The sequence below is a fragment of the Kutzneria viridogrisea DSM 43870 genome, assembly GCF_000525635.1.
GTDB lineage: Bacteria > Actinomycetota > Actinomycetes > Mycobacteriales > Pseudonocardiaceae > Kutzneria > Kutzneria viridogrisea.
On the sequence record NZ_CP007155.1, the window covers coordinates 4411829 to 4432306 of the forward strand.

A 20478-nucleotide genomic window follows, 5' to 3' on the forward strand; every position below is an offset into this window, starting at 1 on the left:
ACCGCCATGACCTCGTCGAAGCAGGACCGGATCTCCGCGCTGCCGCCGCACCTGCGGGAACAGCTGCGCAAGCGCCTGGCCGGACGGGCCCGCGCGCAGACCATCCCGGCCGCCGATCGCACCGCGCCGCTGCCGCTGTCCTTCGCCCAGCAGCGGCTGTGGTTCCTCAACCAGCTCCACCCCGGCGACGTGGGCTACAACAGCGCGCTCGCCCTTCGCCTGACCGGGCCGCTGGACGTGGCGAGGTTGACCGCCGCGGTCGCCCGGTTGGTCGCCCGGCACGAGGCACTGCGCACGACCTTCCAGGACGTGGACGGCAAGCCCGTCCAGGTCGTGCACCCGGTTGGGGACTTCCCGGTCGTCACTGTGCACGCTTCGCCCGCGGACCTGGACCACGTGCTCACCACCGAGTACGCGACCCCGTTCGACCTGCGCACCGGGCCACTGTTGCGGGCGCTGCTCGTCCGGGTCGCCGACACCGAGAACGTTCTTCTGCTCACGGCACACCACATAGTCACCGACGGCTGGTCGATGGGTGTGCTCACCACGGAGCTGAGCACGCTCTACAACGGCGGCGAACTGCCCGACCCCGCTGTCCAGTACGCGGACTACGCGGTGTGGCAACGTGATCGCCTGTCGGGCAGCGCGCTGGACGAGCAACTCGCCTACTGGCAGCGGCAACTGGCCGGGCTGCGACCGTTGGAGTTGCCCGCGGACCGGCCGCGACCAGCGGTGCGGACCTCGGCGGGCGCCAACCACGACTTCCGCCTGCCCGCGGGGACCTCGGCCCGGCTGGAGGAGTTGGCCAAGGCCAACGACACCACGCTGTTCACCGTCCTGATCGCGGCCTGCCAGCTGCTGTTCGCCCGGTACAGCGGTCAGCGGGACGTGGCGCTGGGCACCGTGACCTCGGGGCGCAACCGCGCGGAGCTGAAGGAACTGGTCGGCTTCTTCGTCAACACGGTGGTGATCAGGTCCGAAGTGGACAGTGCGCTGACCTTCACCGGGCTGCTCGCCGCGGCGAAGAACACCGTGCTGGACGCCTTCGCGCACGACGAGGTGCCCTTCGACCGGCTGGTCGACGCCCTGCGCACCGAGCGCGAGGTCAGCCGCAACCCGCTGTTCGACGTCATGGTGCTGTTGCAGAACAGCCAGGGCGCGTTGCCCGAGTTCGCCGGACTGCACGCGCAGCCCGTGGACTTGGCGGGCAGCACCGCGAACTTCGACCTCACCCTGCAATTCCAGGAGCAGCCGGGCGGACTCGTCGGGTCGGTGGAGTACAGCACCGATCTGTTCGACGAGGCCACGATCCAGCGCATGGTCGGCCACCTGGTCGCACTGCTGACGCAGGTCGTGGCGACACCGGACCGGCGGCTCAGCACGCTGCCCTGGGCCTCGGCCGAGGAGCGGTACCAGGTGGTGACGGAGTGGAACGACACCAGCTGGGCGTTGCCGGGGGCATCCGTGCCCCAGGTGTTCGCCGAACAGGTGCGCCGCACGCCGGAGGCCGTTGCGCTGGTCGGCGCGGACGGGCCGATGACCTACCGGCAGCTCGACGCACGTGCCAACCGCCTGGCCCACGAACTGATCCGGCTCGGCGTGCGGCCGGAGGACCGGGTCGCGATCCTGGCAGACCGGTCGGTGGCGTCGATCACCGCGGTGTTGGCCGTGATCAAGGCTGGTGGCGCGTACCTGCCGCTGGACACGCGAGCACCACTGGACCGGCTTCGGTTGGTGCTGGCCGAGTCGGGTGCCGCACTGGTGCTCACCGACCACGTGTGGCGGGACACCGCGCAGAAGGTCCACAGTAGACTGCTGCTCTCGGTGGAGGATGAGTGCGGCGGACCGGACACCGATCCGGACGTGCCGATCCGGCCGGACAACTTGGTCTACGTCGAGTACACATCCGGTTCCACTGGCACGCCGAAGGGCGTGGCCGTCCGGCACCATGACGTGGTGGGTCTGGCGCGGGACCGCCGATTCGACGGCGAGGCGCACCGGTCGGTTCTGGTTCACTCGCCGTTGGCGTTCGACGCCTCGACGTACGAGCTGTGGGTCCCGTTGCTGCGCGGTGGTCGCGCCGTGCTCGCGCCGGACGGCGAACTGGGCGTGGACCTCCTGCAACGGCTGATCACCGAGCACGCGGTCACCGCGCTGTGGCTCACCGCCGGGCTGTTCCGCCTGGTCGCCCAGGAGCGGCCCGAGTGCCTGAGCGGGCTCGGTGAGCTGTGGACCGGTGGCGACGTGGTGCCCGCCTGGGCGGTGCGCCGTGTGCTGGCGGCCAATCCGGGGCTGGCCGTGGTGGACGGCTACGGCCCCACCGAGACGACGACCTTCGCCTGCGCGCACCGGATGAGCGGGCAGGTGCCCGAGCCGGTGCCGATCGGCCGCCCGCTGGACAACATGCGCGCGTTCGTGCTGGACGGCGACCTGAACCCGGTGCCAGCCGGTGTGCCCGGCGAGCTGTACGTGTCGGGTGCCGGGCTGGCCCGCGGCTACCTCGGTCAGGCCGGGCTGACCGCCGAGCGGTTCGTGGCCTGTCCGTTCGCTGTTGCGGGGCAACGGATGTACCGCACCGGCGACGTGGTCCGCTGGCGGTCCGGGGGCACGATCGAGTTCCTTGGCCGGGCCGACGACCAGGTGAAGATCCGTGGCTTCCGGATCGAGCTGGGCGAGGTGGAGAAGGTACTGGTCCAGCACCCCGACCTCACCGAGGCCGTGGTGGTGGCTAGGACCGACGAGGGGCACAAGCGGCTGGTCGCCTACGTGGTGGGCACCGGGTCGGCCGACCTGCGGGCGTGGGCCAAGCGGGTGCTTGCCGACTACATGGTGCCCAGCGTGTTCGTCCGGCTCGCCGAGCTGCCGCTGACCGCCAACGGCAAGGTGGACCGCAGGGCACTGCCCGCGCCGCAGGAGCCGACCAGCCAGTACGTCGCCCCCAGTGGACCGGTTCAACAGGCACTGGCCGGGATCTGGGCCGAGGTCCTTGGCGTGGAGCGAGTCGGTGCGCACGAGGACTTCTTCTCGCTCGGCGGCGACTCGATCCTCAGCATCCAGGTCGTCGCGCGGGCGGCCAAGGCCGGGTTGCGAGTCAGTTCGAAGGACATCTTCCGCCACCCGACGGTGGCCGAGCTGGCGGCCAACACCACAGCCGTCGAGCAGGAGAAGGCCGAGCCGGTGATCACCGGGCCGGTCGGGCTGAGCCCGATCCAGCACTGGTTCTTCGAGTCCGAATCGGACAGTCGCCACCACTTCACCATGTCCGTGCTGGTGGAACTGGCCGAGGAGCTTTGCCCCGACACGCTTCGCGGAGCACTGGAAGCCGTTGTCGCGCAGCACGACGCGCTGCGGATGAGGTTCACCTGTCACGACGGTGTGTGGCAGCAGGAACCAGCCCCGGCAGAGCGTGTTCACCTGACCGAGGCCGATCCGGAGTCCGCGGCGCTCGCCGCGCAGACCGGCCTGGACCTCGGTGCGGGTCCGTTGCTGCGCGCTGTAATGTCCGGCAACCGGCTGTTGCTGGTCGTGCACCACCTGGTCATGGACAGCGTGTCCTGGCGAATCCTGTTGGAGGACCTGGAATCCGCCTACCGCGGTGCTGCACTCGGTGCGAAGACCACCTCGTTCACCGGCTGGGCGGCTCGGCTGGACGAGTACACCCGGGCCGGTGGCTTCGACGCGGATCTGCCGTACTGGACCGAGGCCGCTGACACCCGTGCGGCCGCCTTGCCGCGCGATCATGACGGCCCCAACACCGTGGGGTCGACCAGGACGGTCACAGTACGGTTGGACGCCGAGGCCACGGACGCGCTGCTGCGCGAAGTGCCTGCCGTGTACCGCACCCAGGTCAACGACGTGCTGATCAGCGCACTGGGCCGGGTACTCGCCGAGTGGACCGGACACCGGAACGTGTTGCTGGCCATGGAGGGCCACGGCCGGGAGGACGTGCTGGAGGGGGTTGACCTGTCCCGCACGATCGGCTGGTTCACCACCCTGTTCCCGGTCGCGCTGACGGCCGAACCGGGGGAGTGGGGCCGGGTTCTCAAGTCCACCAAGGAACAACTGCGGGCCGTTCCGCACCGGGGGCTGAGCTACGGCGCGCTGCGCTACCTGACCGGCACCGCGCCCGAGGTGCACCCGGAGCTGAGCTTCAACTACCACGGCCAGTGGGACGTCGCGACCGCCGAGCGGGGTTTCTACCGCGCCCGCCTGGACACCCCTGGCCGGGACCTGCCCGAGGACCGGACGCGCGAGCACCTGATCGACGTGACCGGCGTGGTCGAGAACGGCCGGTTGGAGCTGACTTGGCTCTACAGCGCCAACCTGCACGAGGCCGGCACCGTGCGCCGCCTGGCCGACCGCATGGTCGCGGCGCTGCGGGAGATCGTCGAGCACTGCGCCGCCCCGGGGGCAGGTGGGCGGACCCCGTCGGACTTCCCGCTGGCCCGGCTGGACCAGGCTGCCGTGGACCGGATCGTCGGCGACGGCCGGTCAGTGGCCGACATCTACCCGTTGACCCCCTTGCAGACCGGCATGGTGTTCCACAGCCTGGTCGACAGCTCCTCCGGCGCCTACTTCGACCAGGCGAGGATCAGGTTGTCCGGGGTCAGCGACCCACGTGCGCTGGGGCTCGCCTGGCAGCGCGTGGTCGACCGGACCCCCATCCTGCGCGGCAGCGTGGTCTGGGAGGGCCTGGACCAGCCGCACCTGGTGATCCACCGTGAGGCCGTGGCCCCGATCAGTGAGCGCGGCGGGGACACCGCACTCGACCTGGCCAGCCCGCCGCTGATGCGGGTGGCCGTGGAACGGGTGGCCGAGGACGAGGTGCTACTGGTCTGGACCTTCCACCACGTGCTGCTGGACGGCTGGAGCCTCGGCCAGGTGTTCGCCGAGGTCTGCGAGCAGTACGCGGCGATCGTGCGGGACCGGGCGCCGGAGTTGGTGACCCGCCGGCCGTTCCGGGACTACCTCGAATGGCTCGCCGGTCAGGACCTGACCCAGGCGGAGACGCACTGGCGTGGCGTGCTGGCCGGGTTCGAGGTGCCGACCCCGCTGCCCTACGACCGGCCGCCGCAGGAGGCGCACCGCGCCGAGTCGACGGCATCGGTGGGCATCGAGGTCACCGGTGAGGTCAGCGCGATGGCCAGGCGGCACGGGCTGACCGTGAACACCGTGGTCCAGGGCGCATGGGCACTGCTGTTGGCGGCCTACAGCGGTGAACCGGACGTGGTCTTCGGCAGCACGGTGTCCGGGCGCCCCGCCGACCTGCCCGGTGTGGAGTCGATGGTCGGCGTGTTCATCAACACCGTGCCGACCAGAGTCCGGGTCGACCACGGCCAGAACCTGCTGGCCTGGCTGCGCGGGGTGCAGGCGGCGCAGACCGAGTCGCGGCGGTTCGAGTTCGTGTCACTGGCACAGCTGCGTTCCTGGAGTGATCTGCCCGCTGGCAGCAGCCTGTTCGACAGCTCCGTGGTGTTCGAGAACTACCCGTTCGACGAGTCCTCCACCGCCGCGGCCGGACTGCGGGTCCGCCGGGTCGACGCGGTCGACACCACCAGTTTCCCGCTGAGCGTGCGCGCCCACCTGGCCGAGCAGTTGCACGTGGACCTGTCCTACGACCCCAGGCTGTTCGACGCGGGCACCGCCCGGCAGCTGCTGGCCACGCTGCGCACGCTGCTCACCGAGATGATCAGCGAGCCCGACCGGCCGATCGCGCGGCTGCCGCTGCTCGACGAGGCCGACCGGCACAAGGTGCTGGTGAGCTGGAACGGGGCCGAGTCCACCCAGGTGGACATCTCGCTGCCGGAGCTGTTCCAGCGGCAGGTGCGCCGCACACCGGACGCGATCGCGGTGACCTGCGGGGACACGGCGGTCACCTACGCCGAGCTCAATGCGCGGGCCAACCGGTTGGCGCGGTACCTCGTGGAGCGGGGCGCGGGTCCGGAACGCTTCGTGGCGCTGATCCTGGACCGCTCGGTTGACCTGATCGTGGCCGTGCTCGCGGTGCTCAAGTCCGGTGCCGCCTACCTGCCCGTCGATCCGGGCTACCCGGCCGAGCGGATCGCCGCGATGCTGGCGGACACCGATCCGGTGCTGGTGCTGACCGGCGAGGAACTGGATCTGGACGGTTACGGGTCCCAGGACCTCACTGAGGTGCCGCTGCTGCCGGAGAATCCGGCCTACGTGATCTACACCTCCGGGTCCACCGGCCGACCCAAGGGCGTGGTGGTGCCGCATGCCAATGTGGTGCGGCTGTTCACGGCCACCAGCTACTGGTTCGGCTTCGACGACCGGGACGTGTGGACGCTGTTCCACTCCTACGCCTTCGACTTCTCGGTGTGGGAGCTGTGGGGGCCGCTGCTGCACGGCGGTCGGCTCGTCGTGGTGTCGCACGCCGTGTCCCGGTCGCCGGAGGACTTCCTGCGGCTGCTCGCCGAACAACGGGTCACGGTGCTCAACCAGACCCCGTCGGCGTTCTACCAGCTGATCGGAGCCGATCACGGTGCGGAACTGGCGCTGCGGTACGTGATCTTCGGCGGCGAGGCGCTGGACCCCCGGCGGCTCGCGCAGTGGTATTCGCGGCATGCCGAGGACGCCCCGCTGCTGGTCAACATGTACGGGATCACCGAGACCACCGTGCACGTCTCCTACGTGGCGCTGGACCGCGGCAGGGCCGCCAGCGTGATCGGCGTGCCAATCCCCGACCTGCGCGTCTACGTGCTCGACCCCGAGCTGCGACCCGTCCCACCCGGCGTGCCCGGTGAGCTCTGCGTGGCCGGTGCCGGCCTGGCGCGCGGCTACCTCAACCGGGCGGGCCTGACCGCCGAACGGTTCGTGGCCGACCCGTTCGGCGCGGCCGGATCGCGGATGTACCGCAGCGGGGACGTCGTGCGCTGGAACGCGGACGGCGAGTTGGAGTACCTCGGTCGGTCCGACGACCAGGTGAAGATCCGCGGGTTCCGGATCGAGCTGGGCGAGATCGAGGCCGTGCTCCGAGCACACCCGGCAGCCGCGCAGGTCACCGTGATCGCCCGGGAGGACGACCCGGGCCGCAAACGGCTGGTGGCCTACGTGGTCCCCAACGGCGTCCCGCCGACCACGGCGCAGCTGCGTGAGCTGGCCGCTGCCTCGCTGCCGGAACACATGGTGCCGCAGGCGTTCGTGACGGTGGAGTCGATCCCGTTGACCCGCAACGGAAAGCTCGACCGGGCGGCGTTGCCCGCCCCGGACTCGCCCTGTGCGACCGCCGGGTACGTGGCCCCGCGCAACGACACGGAGCGGCTGATCGCCGAGGTGTGGGCGCAGGCGCTGAAGGTCGACCGGGTCGGCGTCGAGGACAACTTCTTCGAGCTGGGCGGCGACTCGATCATCAGCATCCAGGTGGCCTCGCGGCTCAGGTCGGCCCTGGACGTCCAGGTGTCCCCGCGTGCGGTGTTCAGCCACCCCACGGTCGCCGGGATGGCGGGCCAGCTCGGCGCGGAGCGGGCCGACACGATTCCCTTGGTGGCACGGGACGCCGCGTTGCCACTGTCCTTCGCCCAACAGCGATTGTGGTTCCTGCACGAGTTCGAGCCGGAGAGCACCGAGTACGTCACCCGGTTCGCCGTGCGGTTGCGGGGCGAGTTGGACGTGGACGCCATGAACAGGGCGTTCACCGCGCTCACTGCACGCCACGAGTCGCTGCGCACCACCCTGGACTCGATCGACGGCCGTGGCGTGCAGGTGGTGCACCCCGCCGCGGAGTTCGTGCTGCCGGTGGTGGACCTGACCGGCCGTCACGAAGAGTTGGCCGCACTGCTGCTCGCCGACGGCACACGTCCGTTCGACCTGCGCGAGGGCCCGCTGCTGCGTGCCTCGCTGGTGCGGCTGGGGCCCGCCGAGCAGGTACTGACGATCACCCTGCACCACGTGATCACCGACGGCTGGTCGATGGGCGTGCTGATCGAGGAGCTCGGCGCGCTCTACGCGGGCGCCGAGCTGCCGCCGCTACCGGTTCAGTACCCGGATTTCGCCGTGTGGCAGCGGGACCAGTTGTCCGGTCCGGCGGTGGAGGAGCGGCTGGCGTACTGGCGGTGCAAGCTGTCCGGGGTGCAGCCGCTGGAGCTGCCCACCGATCGACCCCGGCCGCCGGTGCGCACCTCGGCCGGTGCCACCCAGCAGTTCGAGGTGTCGGCCGCGGTGACCAGGCAGCTGCGCGAACTGGGCACCAGGCAGGACGCCACCCTGTTCATCACGCTGGTTGCGGCGTGCAAGCTGTTGCTGCACCGCTGGTCCGGCCAGGACGACATCGCGGTCGGCACCGTCGTGTCCGGCCGGGAACGCGCCGAGTTGGACCGAGTCGTCGGCCTGTTCGTGAACACCCTCGTTCTCCGGTCCGAAGTGGACGGACGAGCCGGGTTCACCCAGCTGCTCAAGCAGGTTCGCAAGACGGTACTGGACGCGCTGGCACACCAGGACGTCCCCTTCGAACGCCTGGTGGACGACCTGGACCTGGAGCGGGACACCAGCCGCAACCCGCTGTTCGACGTGATGGTGTTGCTCCAGAACGCCCCCGGCGCCCCGCCGGAGCTGCCCGGGCTCGCGGTCGAGCCGCTGGAACTGCCGGTGGTCAGCACGACCTGCGACCTGTCCCTGGAGTTCCAGGAGTTCGAGGGCGGCCTGGTCGGCGCGATCGAGTACAACACGGACCTGTTCGACCCGGCCACGATCGAGCACATGTCAGCGGCCCTCGTGCTGCTGCTGACCGCCGTGGCCCAGGCCCCGGACCGGCCCGTCGACCAGCTGTCCCTGCTGACCGGGACCGAGGCGCGGCAACTCACCGAGGACTGGAACGACACGGCCACGGCGGTACCCGAGCTGGGGTTGGCCGAGGTCTTCGCGCAGCAGGCGGCCCGCACCCCGCAGGCCACCGCGCTGGTGTTCGGTGACACGGCACTGAGCTTCGAGGAGCTGGACCACCGGGCCAACCGGTTGGCGCACAAGCTGATCGCCGCCGGAGTCGGGCCGGAGCGACTCGTGGCGATCAAGCTGCCCCGATCGCACGAGGTCGTCGTGGCGATCCTGGCGGTGCTGAAGGCCGGTGGCGCGTACCTGCCGGTGGACACGTCCCTGCCCGCGGAGCGGATCGAGTTCCTGCTCAGCGACGCCAAACCCGTCGCGGTGGTGACGGACACCGCTGCCGAGGGCTGGCCGGACACCGCCCCGGCGACCCAGGTGCGGCCCTCGAACCCCGCCTACGTCATCTACACCTCCGGGTCGACCGGACGACCGAAGGGCGTGGTGGTCGAGCAACGCCAGCTGATCACCCTGTTCGCCGGGCACGAGTTGCTGCGCCGGAGCCGTCCCGGACGGATCAGGGGCGCGCTCACCGCGGCCTTCTCGTTCGACACCTCCCTGGAAGGGCTGCTGCTGCTCGCCGCAGGGCACGAGCTGCACGTGATCGACGAGAACGTCCGGCTGGACACCGAGGCGCTGGTGGACTACGTGGCGCGACACCGGATCGACTTCATGGACCTCACGCCGACCTACGCGCGGGAGCTGATCGACGCCGGGCTGCTCAGCGGCGACCGGCACCAACCGAGCCAGCTCATGCTCGGCGGCGAGGCCGTGGGGCGGGCGCTGTGGCGGGAACTCGCGGCGGTCGAGGGGACGGCGAGCCACAACTACTACGGGCCGACGGAGTGCACGGTCGACGCGCTGCGCTGGCCGATCCAGGGCGGTCAGCCGATGGTCGGCCGCCCGATGCCCAACGTACGGGCCTACGTGCTGGACCCGTGGGGAGGTCAGCAGCCGGTCGGCGTGCCGGGTGAGCTGTACCTGGCCGGTGACCAGGTCGCACGGGGCTACCTGAACCGGCCTGGGCTGACGGCCGACCGGTTCACGGCGAACCCGTTCGGCGAGCCGGGATCACGGATGTACGCCACGGGGGACCGCGCCCGGTGGACCCGGGACGGTGTGCTGGAGTACCTGGGCCGCGTCGACGAGCAGGTGAAGATCCGCGGCTTCCGCGTCGAGCCAGGGGAGATCGAAACGGCCCTGCTCGGGCACCCTGAGGTCAGCGCGGCCGTCGTGGTGGCTCGCGAGGACGGCGGGCACAAGCGGCTGGTGGCCTACGTGGTCGTCAGCGGGGAGCCGGACCTGCGTGGCTGGCTCAAGCGCGGGCTGCCCGACTACATGGTGCCCTCGGTGTTCGTCCCGCTGGACCGGCTGCCGACCAACTCCAGCGGCAAGGTCGACCGGCGCGCGTTGCCGCAGCCTGACTTTGGCGGCACCGACACCGGTTACCTGGCGCCCCGCACCGCGGTGGAGCGGGAACTGGCCAGGATCTGGGCCGAGGTGCTCGGCGTGCGGCGGGTCGGGGTGCGGGACAACTTCTTCGGCCTGGGCGGGGATTCGATCCTGAGCATCCAGGTGGTCGCCAGGGCCCGGCAGTCCGGCCTCCGGGTGACCTCCAAGGACATCTTCCAGCGGCAGACCGTGGCCGAACTCGCCGCCGAGACCCGGTTCGCCGAGGCCCCAGCGGCACTGGAGGTCACCGGGCCCGCCCCGCTCACCCCGATCCAGCGCTGGTTCCTCGAGACCTCCAGCACGCACAGGTTCACCATGTCGATGCTGGTGGAGTTGCCGGAGGACGTGGACGAGGCCGCACTGCGCACCGCGCTGACAGCCGTGATCGACCACCATGAGGCCTTGCGCAGCCGGTTCACCCTGGTTGACGGGCACTGGGTGCAGGACGTGGTCGGCTGCGCGGACGTCCTGGTCCGGTATGACGGGGAGGATCGGCAGGCCAGGGCCACCGAGGTGCAGGCGGGGCTCAACCCGGTTACCGGTCCACTGGTCGGGGCCGTCCTCTTTGGACACGAGCTGTTCCTCGCCGTGCACCACCTGGTGGTCGACGGGGTGTCCTGGCGCGTGCTGTTCGAGGACCTGGAAACGGCCTACACCCAGGTCTGTTCCGGCCAGCCCGTACGACTGGCCCCGTCGACGACCTCGTACCGCACCTGGGCGACCCGGCTCGCCGAGCACGTGCGGGCCGGACACCTGGACGGGGACCTGGCGTACTGGGCCGCGCTGGACCGCAACGTCCCTGCGCTGCCCGTGGACCGCAGCGGCCCGAACACCGTGGAGTCCACCGAGACGGTGTCGGTCCGGCTCACCAAGCGGGACACCGACGCTCTGCTGCACCAGGTACCGGACACGTACCGGACTCAGGTCAACGACGTGCTGCTCAGCGCGGTCGGCCGCGTGCTGGCCGAGTGGACCGGCGCGGCGCGGGTGCTCATCGGCATGGAGGGCCACGGCCGCGAGGAGATCATCGAGGGGCTCGACCTGTCCCGCACCGTCGGCTGGTTCACCAGCGAATACCCGGTCGCACTCGAGGTGCCCGGTGACGACTGGGGCGTGACCCTCAAGTCCGTCAAGGAACAACTGCGTGCCGTGCCGAGCCGGGGTCTGAGCTACGGCGCCCTGCGCTACCTGGCCGGAACCGCCCCCGAGGTGCAGCCGCAGGTCACCTTCAACTACCACGGGCAGTGGGGTGGCGAGAGCAGCGAGGGCCTGTACCGCCGGTGGCTGCCCGGTATCGGCCAGGACATCGATCCCGACAGCACCCGCACCAGCCTCCTGGACATCACCGGCATCGTGGCCGAGGGCGAGCTGGAGCTGGGCTGGACCTACTCCACCGCCGTGCACGAGCAGGCCACGGTCCGTCGGCTCGCCGAGCGGACGGTTGAGGCGCTGCGGGAGATCGTGGCGCACTGCGCGCGGCCCGACACCGGTGGCCGAACCCCCTCCGACTTCCCGTTGGCCCGGCTCGACCGGCGGCAACTGGACCTCGTGGCCGGTGACGGCCGGGACGTCGAGGACATCTACCCGCTCACCCCGCTCCAGGCGGGAATCCTGTTCCACGGGCTGGTCGACCCCGAGGCGGGCGCCTACTTCAACCAGGTCCACATGCGACTGTCCGGAGTGGACGATCCGGCGGCGCTGGCAGCGGCCTGGCAGCGGGTGGTGGATCGGACACCGGTGCTGCGCAGCCGGATCGCCTGGGCCGGCCTGGACGATCCGGTGCAGGTGGTGCACCGCGAGGTGGTGGTGCCGGTCGACCAGTACGACTGGCGCGAAGCGGATGTCGCCGCCGAACTGGAATCGGTGCTGGCCCGTGACCGGGCGCTCGGCCTGGACCTGGCCAAGCCGCCGCTGATGCGGCTGGTGATCGCCCGGGTCACCGAGGACGAGGTGGTACTGGTCTGGACCTCGCACCACGTGCTGCTGGACGGGTGGAGCACCGGGCAGGTCTTCGCCGAGGCCTGCGAGCAGTACGCGGCGGACACCAGTGGCCGGGCGCCCCAGCTGGCCCCGCGCCGACCCTTCCACGACTACCTGACCTGGTTGGACCGGCAGGACGCGGAGCAGGCGGAACGGCATTGGCGCGAGGTGCTCGCCGGGTTCGACGCGGCCACGCCGTTGCCCTACGACCGGCTGCCGCTGCGTTCGCACAGCACGGAGTCCGCGCAGGCGGTCCGCGTCGAACTGTCCGCAGAGGCGTCGGCGCAGGTGCGTGACGCGGCTCGGCGGCACGGGCTCACCCTCAACACCCTCGTCCAGGGGGCTTGGGCCCTGCTGCTGGCCCGGTACGGCGGTGAGCCGGACGTCGTGTTCGGCACGACCGTGTCCGGGCGGCCCGCCGAGCTGCCCGGCGTGGAGTCGATGGTCGGCATGTTCATCAACACGGTGCCCACTCGGGTCCGGGTGTCCGATCGAGCCGGGATCCTGTCGTGGCTGCGCGAGTTGCAGTTGGCCCAGACCGAGTCCCGCCGCTTCGACTTCGTCTCGCTGGCCCAGCTGCGGGGCTGGAGCTCGGTGGCCGCCGGGACCAGCCTGTTCGACAGCGCCGTGGTCTTCGAGAACTTCCCGATCGGTGCGGAGTCGGGCGGCGGGTCGATCGGGGTCCGCGAGGTGCACGCGCAGGACACCACGAACTTCCCGCTCATGCTCAGCGCACACCTCACCGACAAGCTGTGCTTCGAACTCGGGTACGACGCCACGCTGTTCGACGCGTCCACCGTCGAACGGGTCCTCGGTCAGCTGTGCAACCTGGTGCGGGTGCTGCTCCTCGAACCGGATGGGCTGATCGGTGACCTGCCTTGGCTGTCCGATGTCCGTCCGGAGTGGACCGGAACCGAGCTGGCAGTGCCGGAGTTGACCTTCCCCGAGGTGTTCCAGGCGCAGGTGGCCAGTACTCCTGACGCGACCGCGCTGGTGTTCCGGGGCGCCGAGTTGACCTACACCGAGGTGGAGCAGAAGGCGAACCGGTTGGCGCACAAGCTGATCGCCGACGGGGTTGGGCCGGAGCGAGTGGTCGCCGTGCGGCTCGCCCGCTCGGCTGACGTGGTCGTGGCCATGCTGGCGGTGTTCAAGGCGGGTGGCGTGTACCTGCCGATCGACGTGTCCCTGCCGCAGGAGCGGATCGAGTTCCTGCTGCGCGATGCGGGCGCCGTCGCGGTGATCGAGGACGTGGCGGCGGAGGACTGGCCCGCGTCGGCGCCGGTGTCCCGTATCGGTCCGTGGAGTTCGGCGTATGTGATTTACACGTCTGGTTCGACGGGGTTGCCGAAGGGGGTGGTGGTTGAGCATCGGAGTTTGGTGAACTTGTTGTGGGGTCATCGTGTGGGGTTTGTGCGGGATTTGCCGGGGCGGGCGCGGGTTGCGGTGACGGCGGTGTTCTCGTTCGACACCTCGTTGGAGGGTCCGGTGTTGATGGCTGCTGGTCACGAGTTGCATGTGATCGATGACGAGACCCGCCGGGACCCCGACGCTCTGGTGTCGTATGTGTCGGCGAACCGGATCGACTTCCTGGATCTGACTCCGTCGTTCGCGGCGCAGTTGGTGGCGGCCGGGTTGTTGGCCGGTGAGTGGCGGCCGAAGGTGTTGATGCTGGGCGGCGAGGCGCTGCCGGAGTCACTGTGGACCACTCTTTCCGCTACCGACGGTGTTGCGGCGTATAACTTCTACGGCCCGACTGAGTGCACGGTGGATGCGTTGTGGTGGCCGGTTCGGGGTGATCGGCCGCTGGTGGGTCGTCCGGTGCCGAATGTGCGGGCGTATGTGTTGGATGCGGGCTTGCGTCCGGTGCCGGTGGGTGTGGTCGGTGAGTTGTACTTGGCTGGTGGTCAGGTCGCGCGGGGTTATCTGGGGCGTGCGGGGTTGACGGCTGATCGTTTTGTCGCTGATCCGTTTGGTGGTGTGGGGTCGCGGATGTATGCGACTGGTGATCGGGTTCGTTGGACGGCTGATGGTGTGTTGGAGTATCTGGGTCGGGTCGATGAGCAGGTGAAGATCCGTGGTTTCCGGATCGAGCCTGGTGAGGTGGAATCCGTGCTGCGGCAGCATCCTGAGGTCCGTGACGCGGTGGTGATCGCTCGTGAGGACGGCGGTCACAAGCGGCTGGTGGCCTACGTGGTGGGCTCGACCGATGTGCGTGACTGGTTGCGAGACCGGTTGCCGGAGTACATGGTGCCCGCAGTGTTCGTAGTTTTGGAGCGAATGCCGCTCAACGCCAATGGCAAGCTTGACCGCAAGGCGTTGCCCGAGCCTGAGTTCACTGGTGCTGAGCATGAATACGTGGCTCCGCGCAATGGGATCGAGCGGCGGTTGGCGGAGGTGTGGGCCGAGGTGCTGGGGGTCGATCGCGTCGGCGTGGAGGACAACTTCTTCGAGCTGGGCGGCGACTCCATTCTGAGCATCCGCATGGCATCTCGGATCCGCACCTCCATCGGCGCCGACATCTCCCCGGGGGCAGTGTTCAGCACGCCGACCATCGCCGGGCTGGCCCAGGTCGTCCCGATGACCACGAGCACCACCGAGAGGATTCCACCCGCACAACGTGGTGAGGCGCTGCCATTGTCGTTCGCCCAACAGCGCCTGTGGTTCCTGAACGAATTCGAACCGGACAGCACCGAGTACGTGACGCCTGCCGCGATCCGGCTTCACGGCACGCTCGACGTCACCGCGCTCAGCGAGGCGTTCACTGCGCTGATCGTCCGACACGAGTCGTTGCGCACCACGTTCGGCTCCGTCGACGGAGTCGGCGTGCAGCGGATCCACGAGCCAGAACCGTTCCAGGTCGAGGTGCTCGACATGGCCGGACTGTCCGCTGACGCGGTCGATCGAGTGGTGGCGCAGGAGAGTACGCGGCCGTTCGACCTGGCCGCCGGTCCGCTGCTGCGAGTCAAGCTGCTCCGGCTCGGCGCCGAGGAGCACGTCCTCATCCTGGTGCAGCACCACATCATCACGGACGGCTGGTCCAGCGATGTGCTGACCGCCGAACTGGGCGAGCTCTACCAGGCCGCCGTGCGCGGCGAACAGGCCGACCTGCCTGCACTGCCGATCCAGTACGCGGACTTCGCGGTGTGGCAACGGGAGCACCTGTCCGGGCCCGAACTGGCCGATCGACTCGGCTACTGGACGAGGCAGCTGGCCTCGGTGGAACCGGTGGACCTGCCGACCGACCGGCCACGCCCGGCGGTACGCACCTCGGCAGGTGCCGTGCACGCGTTCCAGGTGCCCGAAGAGATCACCGGCGGACTCCGGGACCTGGGCCGTGCGCAGGACGGCACGCTGTTCATGACCCTGGTCGCCGCATGCCAGGTGCTGCTCGCCAGGTACACCGGCCAGCAGGACATCGCAGTGGGCACGGTGACGGCTGGCCGAGACCGGGCCGAATTGGAGAACCTGATCGGGTTCTTCGTCAACACCCTGGTCCTGCGGTCCGAAGTGGACCGTGGCCGGGGTTTCCGCGACCTGCTGCGCGCGGTCCGGGAGACGGTGCTGGCCGCGTTCGCCCACCAGGACGTTCCGTTCGAACGGATCGTGGACGAGTTGGACCTGGAGCGCGACACCAGTCGCAGCCCGCTGTTCGACGTGATGGTCACCCTGCAGAACGCGCCCGACCGGGCACCCGAGCTGGCCGGGCTGCGCGTCGAGGAGGTGGCGCTGCCGATGGTCACCGCCACCTGCGACCTGACCTTCGAGTTCCAGGAACGGGACGGCGTGCTGCTCGGGGCGGTCGAGTACAACACCGATCTGTTCGACCAGTGCACGGTCGCGCGGATGACCGGACACCTGCTCGCCCTGCTGGACGCTGTTGTGCGCGCCCCGGACTGCCCGCTCGCGCAACTGCCCTGGCTGTCCGATGTCCGTCCGGAGTGGACCGGCACCGCGCTGGCAGTGCCGGAGTTGACCTTTACCGAGGTGTTCCAGGCGCAAGTGGCCAGTACTCCTGACGCGACCGCGCTGGTCTTCCAGGGCACCAGCCTGACCTTCGCGGAACTCAATGCCCGGGCGAACCGGTTGGCGCACAAGCTGATCGCCGACGGGGTCGAGCCGGAACAGGCAGTGGCGGTCATGATGCCTCGTTCGGCGGACTTCGTGGTCGCGATGCTGGCGGTGTTCAAGGCGGGTGGCGTGTACGTGCCGGTGGACCCGGACCTCCCTGCTGACCGGGTCGAGTTCCTGCTGCGGGACGCGCAGGTCGCCGCGGTCTTGACGGACGTGAGCGCCGAAGACTGGCCCGACACGAACCCACCCATCCGTATCGGTCCGTCGAGTTCGGCGTATGTGATTTACACGTCTGGTTCGACGGGGTTGCCGAAGGGGGTGGTGGTTGAGCATCAGAGTTTGGTGAACCTGTTGTGGGGTCATCGCGTGGGGTTTGTGCGGGATTTGCCGGGGCGGGCGCGGGTTGCGGTGACGGCGGTGTTTTCGTTTGACACCTCGTTGGAGGGTCCGGTGTTGATGGCTGCTGGTCATGAGTTGCATGTGGTTGATGATGAGATCCGTCGTGATCCTGAGGCGTTGGTGTCGTATGTGTCGGCGAACCGGATTGATTTCCTGGATTTGACTCCGTCGTTCGCGGCGCAGTTGGTGGCGGCCGGGTTGTTGGCCGGTGAGTGGCGGCCGAAGGTGTTGATGTTGGGTGGTGAGGCGCTGCCGGAGTCGTTGTGGGCGACCTTGGCTGCCGCCAAGGATGTTGCGGTGTATAACTTCTATGGTCCGACTGAGTGCACGGTGGATGCGTTGTGGTGGCCGGTTCGGGGTGATCGGCCGCTGGTGGGTCGTCCGGTGCCGAATGTGCGGGCGTATGTGTTGGATGCGGGCTTGCGTCCGGTGCCGGTGGGTGTGGTCGGTGAGTTGTACTTGGCTGGTGGTCAGGTCGCGCGGGGTTATCTGGGGCGTGCGGGGTTGACGGCTGATCGTTTTGTCGCTGATCCGTTTGGTGGTGTGGGGTCGCGGATGTATGCGACTGGTGATCGGGTTCGTTGGACGGCTGATGGTGTGTTGGAGTATCTGGGTCGGGTCGATGAGCAGGTGAAGATCCGTGGTTTCCGGATCGAGCCTGGTGAGGTGGAAGCGGTGCTGCGGCAGCACCCGGAAGTGTGCGACGCGGTGGTGATCGCTCGTGAGGACAACGGTCACAAGCGGCTGGTGGCCTACGTGGTGGGCTCGACCGATGTGCGTGACTGGTTGCGAGACCGGTTGCCGGAGTACATGGTGCCTGCGGTGTTCGTGACGGTTGGTGAAATGCCTTTGAACGCCAACGGCAAGCTTGACCGTAAGGCGTTGCCTGAGCCTGAGTTCACTGGTGCTGAACACGAATACGTTGCGCCGCGCGATGAGATCGAGCGGCGGTTGGCGGAGGTGTGGGCCGAGGTGCTGGGGGTCGATCGTGTCGGCGTGGAGGACAACTTCTTCGAGCTGGGCGGCGACTCCATCCTGAGCATCCAGGTCGTGGCCAGGTGCCGACAGACCGGACTCGGACTGACCTCCAAGAGCATCTTCCTGCACCAGACGATCGCCGCGCTGGCCCCGGCCGTCACGTCGGCGCAGACCTCGGCGGTGAACAACCAGGTCGTCGTCGGCGAAGTCCCGCTGACCCCGATCCAGCACTGGCTGTTCGAGGCGTACACGGTCAACCCGCACCACTTCAACCAAGCCAACCTGCTGGAGCTGGCCGACCCGCTGAACGTGCCCGCGCTGCGGGATGCGTTGCAGGCCCTGGTGGTCCAGCACGACGCGCTGCGCATGCGGTTCGAGCAGGTCGACGGTCAGTGGCGTCAGCACAACGCCGCGATCGAGCCGGTGGAACTACTCGAAGTGCACGATCTGTCCACACTGGACGAACGCGAGCGGTCGACCGCGATGCGGAAGATCGCCGACGAGGTGCACGCGGGCTTCGACCTGGGGCGGGGTCCACTGCTCAAGGCGGTGCTGTTCGACCTCGGCGCGGACTTGCGGTCGCACCTGTTGCTGGTGGCCCACCACCTGGTTGTGGACGGGGTCTCGTGGCGGATCCTGGTGGAGGACCTCGACACCGGCTACCGGCAGGCGGCGGGTGGCGAGCGGATCGACCTCGGCGCCAAGTCCACCTCGTTCCGGGAGTGGGCGCGGCGCAGTGGCGTGTACGCCGTGAGCGGCGCACTGGACGGCGAGGTCGAACACTGGGCCGCCGCACTCGATGACGGCGCCCTGCCACTGGATCGCGACGTGCCGGTCCGGGGCGTGGCGTCCCGGGCGGTCTCGGTCGAACTCGACGCCGAGGACACGGACACGCTGCTGCGCAGGGCGCCCACGGTCTACCGCACGCGGGTGAACGACGTGCTGCTCGCCGCGCTCGCCTGGGCACTGACACGGTGGACCGGGCGCGACCGGATCAGCATCGACCTGGAAGGACACGGGCGCGAGGACATCCTCGACGACATCGACCTGTCCCGGACCGTGGGCTGGTTCACCACCGTGTTCCCGGTCGCCCTCGACGTGACTGCGGGGGAGTGGCGGGGACTGGTCAAGTCGGTGCGCAGGCAACTCCGCGCCACACCTGGTAACGGGTTCGGGTTCGGCGCGCTGCGCTACCTCGGTGCCCCACAGGTACGGGAACGGCTGACCCGTACCGGCCCCCGGCTGGCGTTCAACTACCTCGGGCAGTGGGACGCGACCGGGGACCAGGAGCTCGACGGGCTGTACCGGGCCTCGCTGGGATCCCTCGGTCAGGACCAGGACCCGGCCGACCGGGGCTCGCACCCGGTGGAGGTGGTCGGCGGGGTGACCGGCGGACGGCTCGGCTTCGCCTGGTACTACCAGCCCGACCTGTTCGACGAGGCCACCATCGAGGCCGTCGCCGCCGACTTCGCCACCGCGCTGCGGCACATCGCCGGTGACTGCCGGGGCGGTGCCCGATGATCCCGCTCTCGCGCAACCGCAACTACCAGGTGCTGTGGGGCAGCCAGGCGCTGGCCGAGCTGGGGTTCAGCGCCTCGGTGCTGGCTTTCCCGTTGCTGGTGCTGGCGGTGACCCAGTCCCCGGTGGCGGCTGGCCTGGTGATGGGCATCGACTCGGCGGCCCAGTTGCTGGCCGGTCTGCCCGCGGGGGCGCTGGCCGACCGCTGGGACCGCAAGCGGCTGATGCTGTGCTGCGAGGCGGCGCAGGCCGTGGCCGTCGCGGCGCTGGTCGTGGCGCTGTGGCTGGGCGTGGCCGACGTGCCGCTGATGGCCGGGGTCGCCGCGGTGATGGGGACCTGCCGTGCCCTGTTCGAACCCGCGGAGGAGGCGAGCCTGCCCAGGGTGGTGCCCGCCGAGCAGTTGGGGCAGGCCGTCGCGCTGAACTCGGCGCGCGGGTACTTCGGCCAGATGACGGGCAACGCGCTCGGCGGTGTGTTGTACGGAATCCGCGCGTGGCTGCCGTTCGCACTGGACGCCGTGACGCACACCCTGGCCTTCGTCGGCCTGCTGTTCCTGAAGATGCCGAAGCAGGAGCGTGCCCGCGCGCCCCTGCGCGAGCTGCACCTGGAGATCGCGGCGGGCCTGCGCTGGCTGGTGCGGCAGCCGCTGCTCCGCGTGATCGCCCTGTGCGCGGTCAGCCTGAACTTCTTCTTCTACGCCTACTACCTGGTCGTGGTCGCCCTGGCCCGGCAGCGCGGGGTGCCGGAGTTCGAGATCGGGCTGATGGCCTCCGTGCTCGGGGTCGGGGGCATGCTGGGCGCCCTGCTCGCTCCCTGGCTGCTCAAGGTGCTCAGCCCGTACCTGTCGATCATCAGCGTGTTCTGGGCGCTGGTCGCGCTCACCCCGCTGGCCCTCGTGCTGCACAACGGCTACCTGCTCGGTGCCCTGTTCTGCGGCATGTCCCTGCTCACCCCGACCGCCAACACGACGATCATGACCTACCAGTTGCTGCTCACCCCCGACGAACTCCGGGGCCGCACAGCTGGGGTGATGAGCGTCGTCGCGGGCATCGCCAGCACGGCCGGACCCGCGGTGGGCGGTCTGCTCGTGGAACTGGCTGGCGGGGAGGTCGCCGTGCTGGTGTGTACCGGGGGCATCGCGCTGCTGGCCGTGCTGGCTACGGCGAACAGGACGCTGCGCCGATTCCCCCGACAGGCCGAAGCCACACCACTGGCCGGGTTTCTGCCTCAACAAGAAAGGTGAC

At 69.6% G+C, this 20478-nt stretch carries 2 protein-coding genes; both read left to right on the forward strand.

Annotated elements, in window-relative coordinates; translation table 11 throughout:
• The first annotated feature begins 6 nt into the window (after positions 1–6).
• Entirely contained in the window at positions 7–19236 is a 19230-nt protein-coding gene (locus KALB_RS19485; RefSeq protein ID WP_025357393.1) for a non-ribosomal peptide synthase/polyketide synthase, read from the forward strand.
• Complete coding sequence (locus KALB_RS19490) at positions 19233–20477, forward strand: MFS transporter (RefSeq protein ID WP_025357394.1); 1245 nt, start codon at positions 19233–19235, stop codon at positions 20475–20477. Before KALB_RS19485 ends, KALB_RS19490 begins: the two co-directional genes overlap by 4 nt.
• The last annotated feature ends 1 nt before the right edge of the window (position 20478 follow it).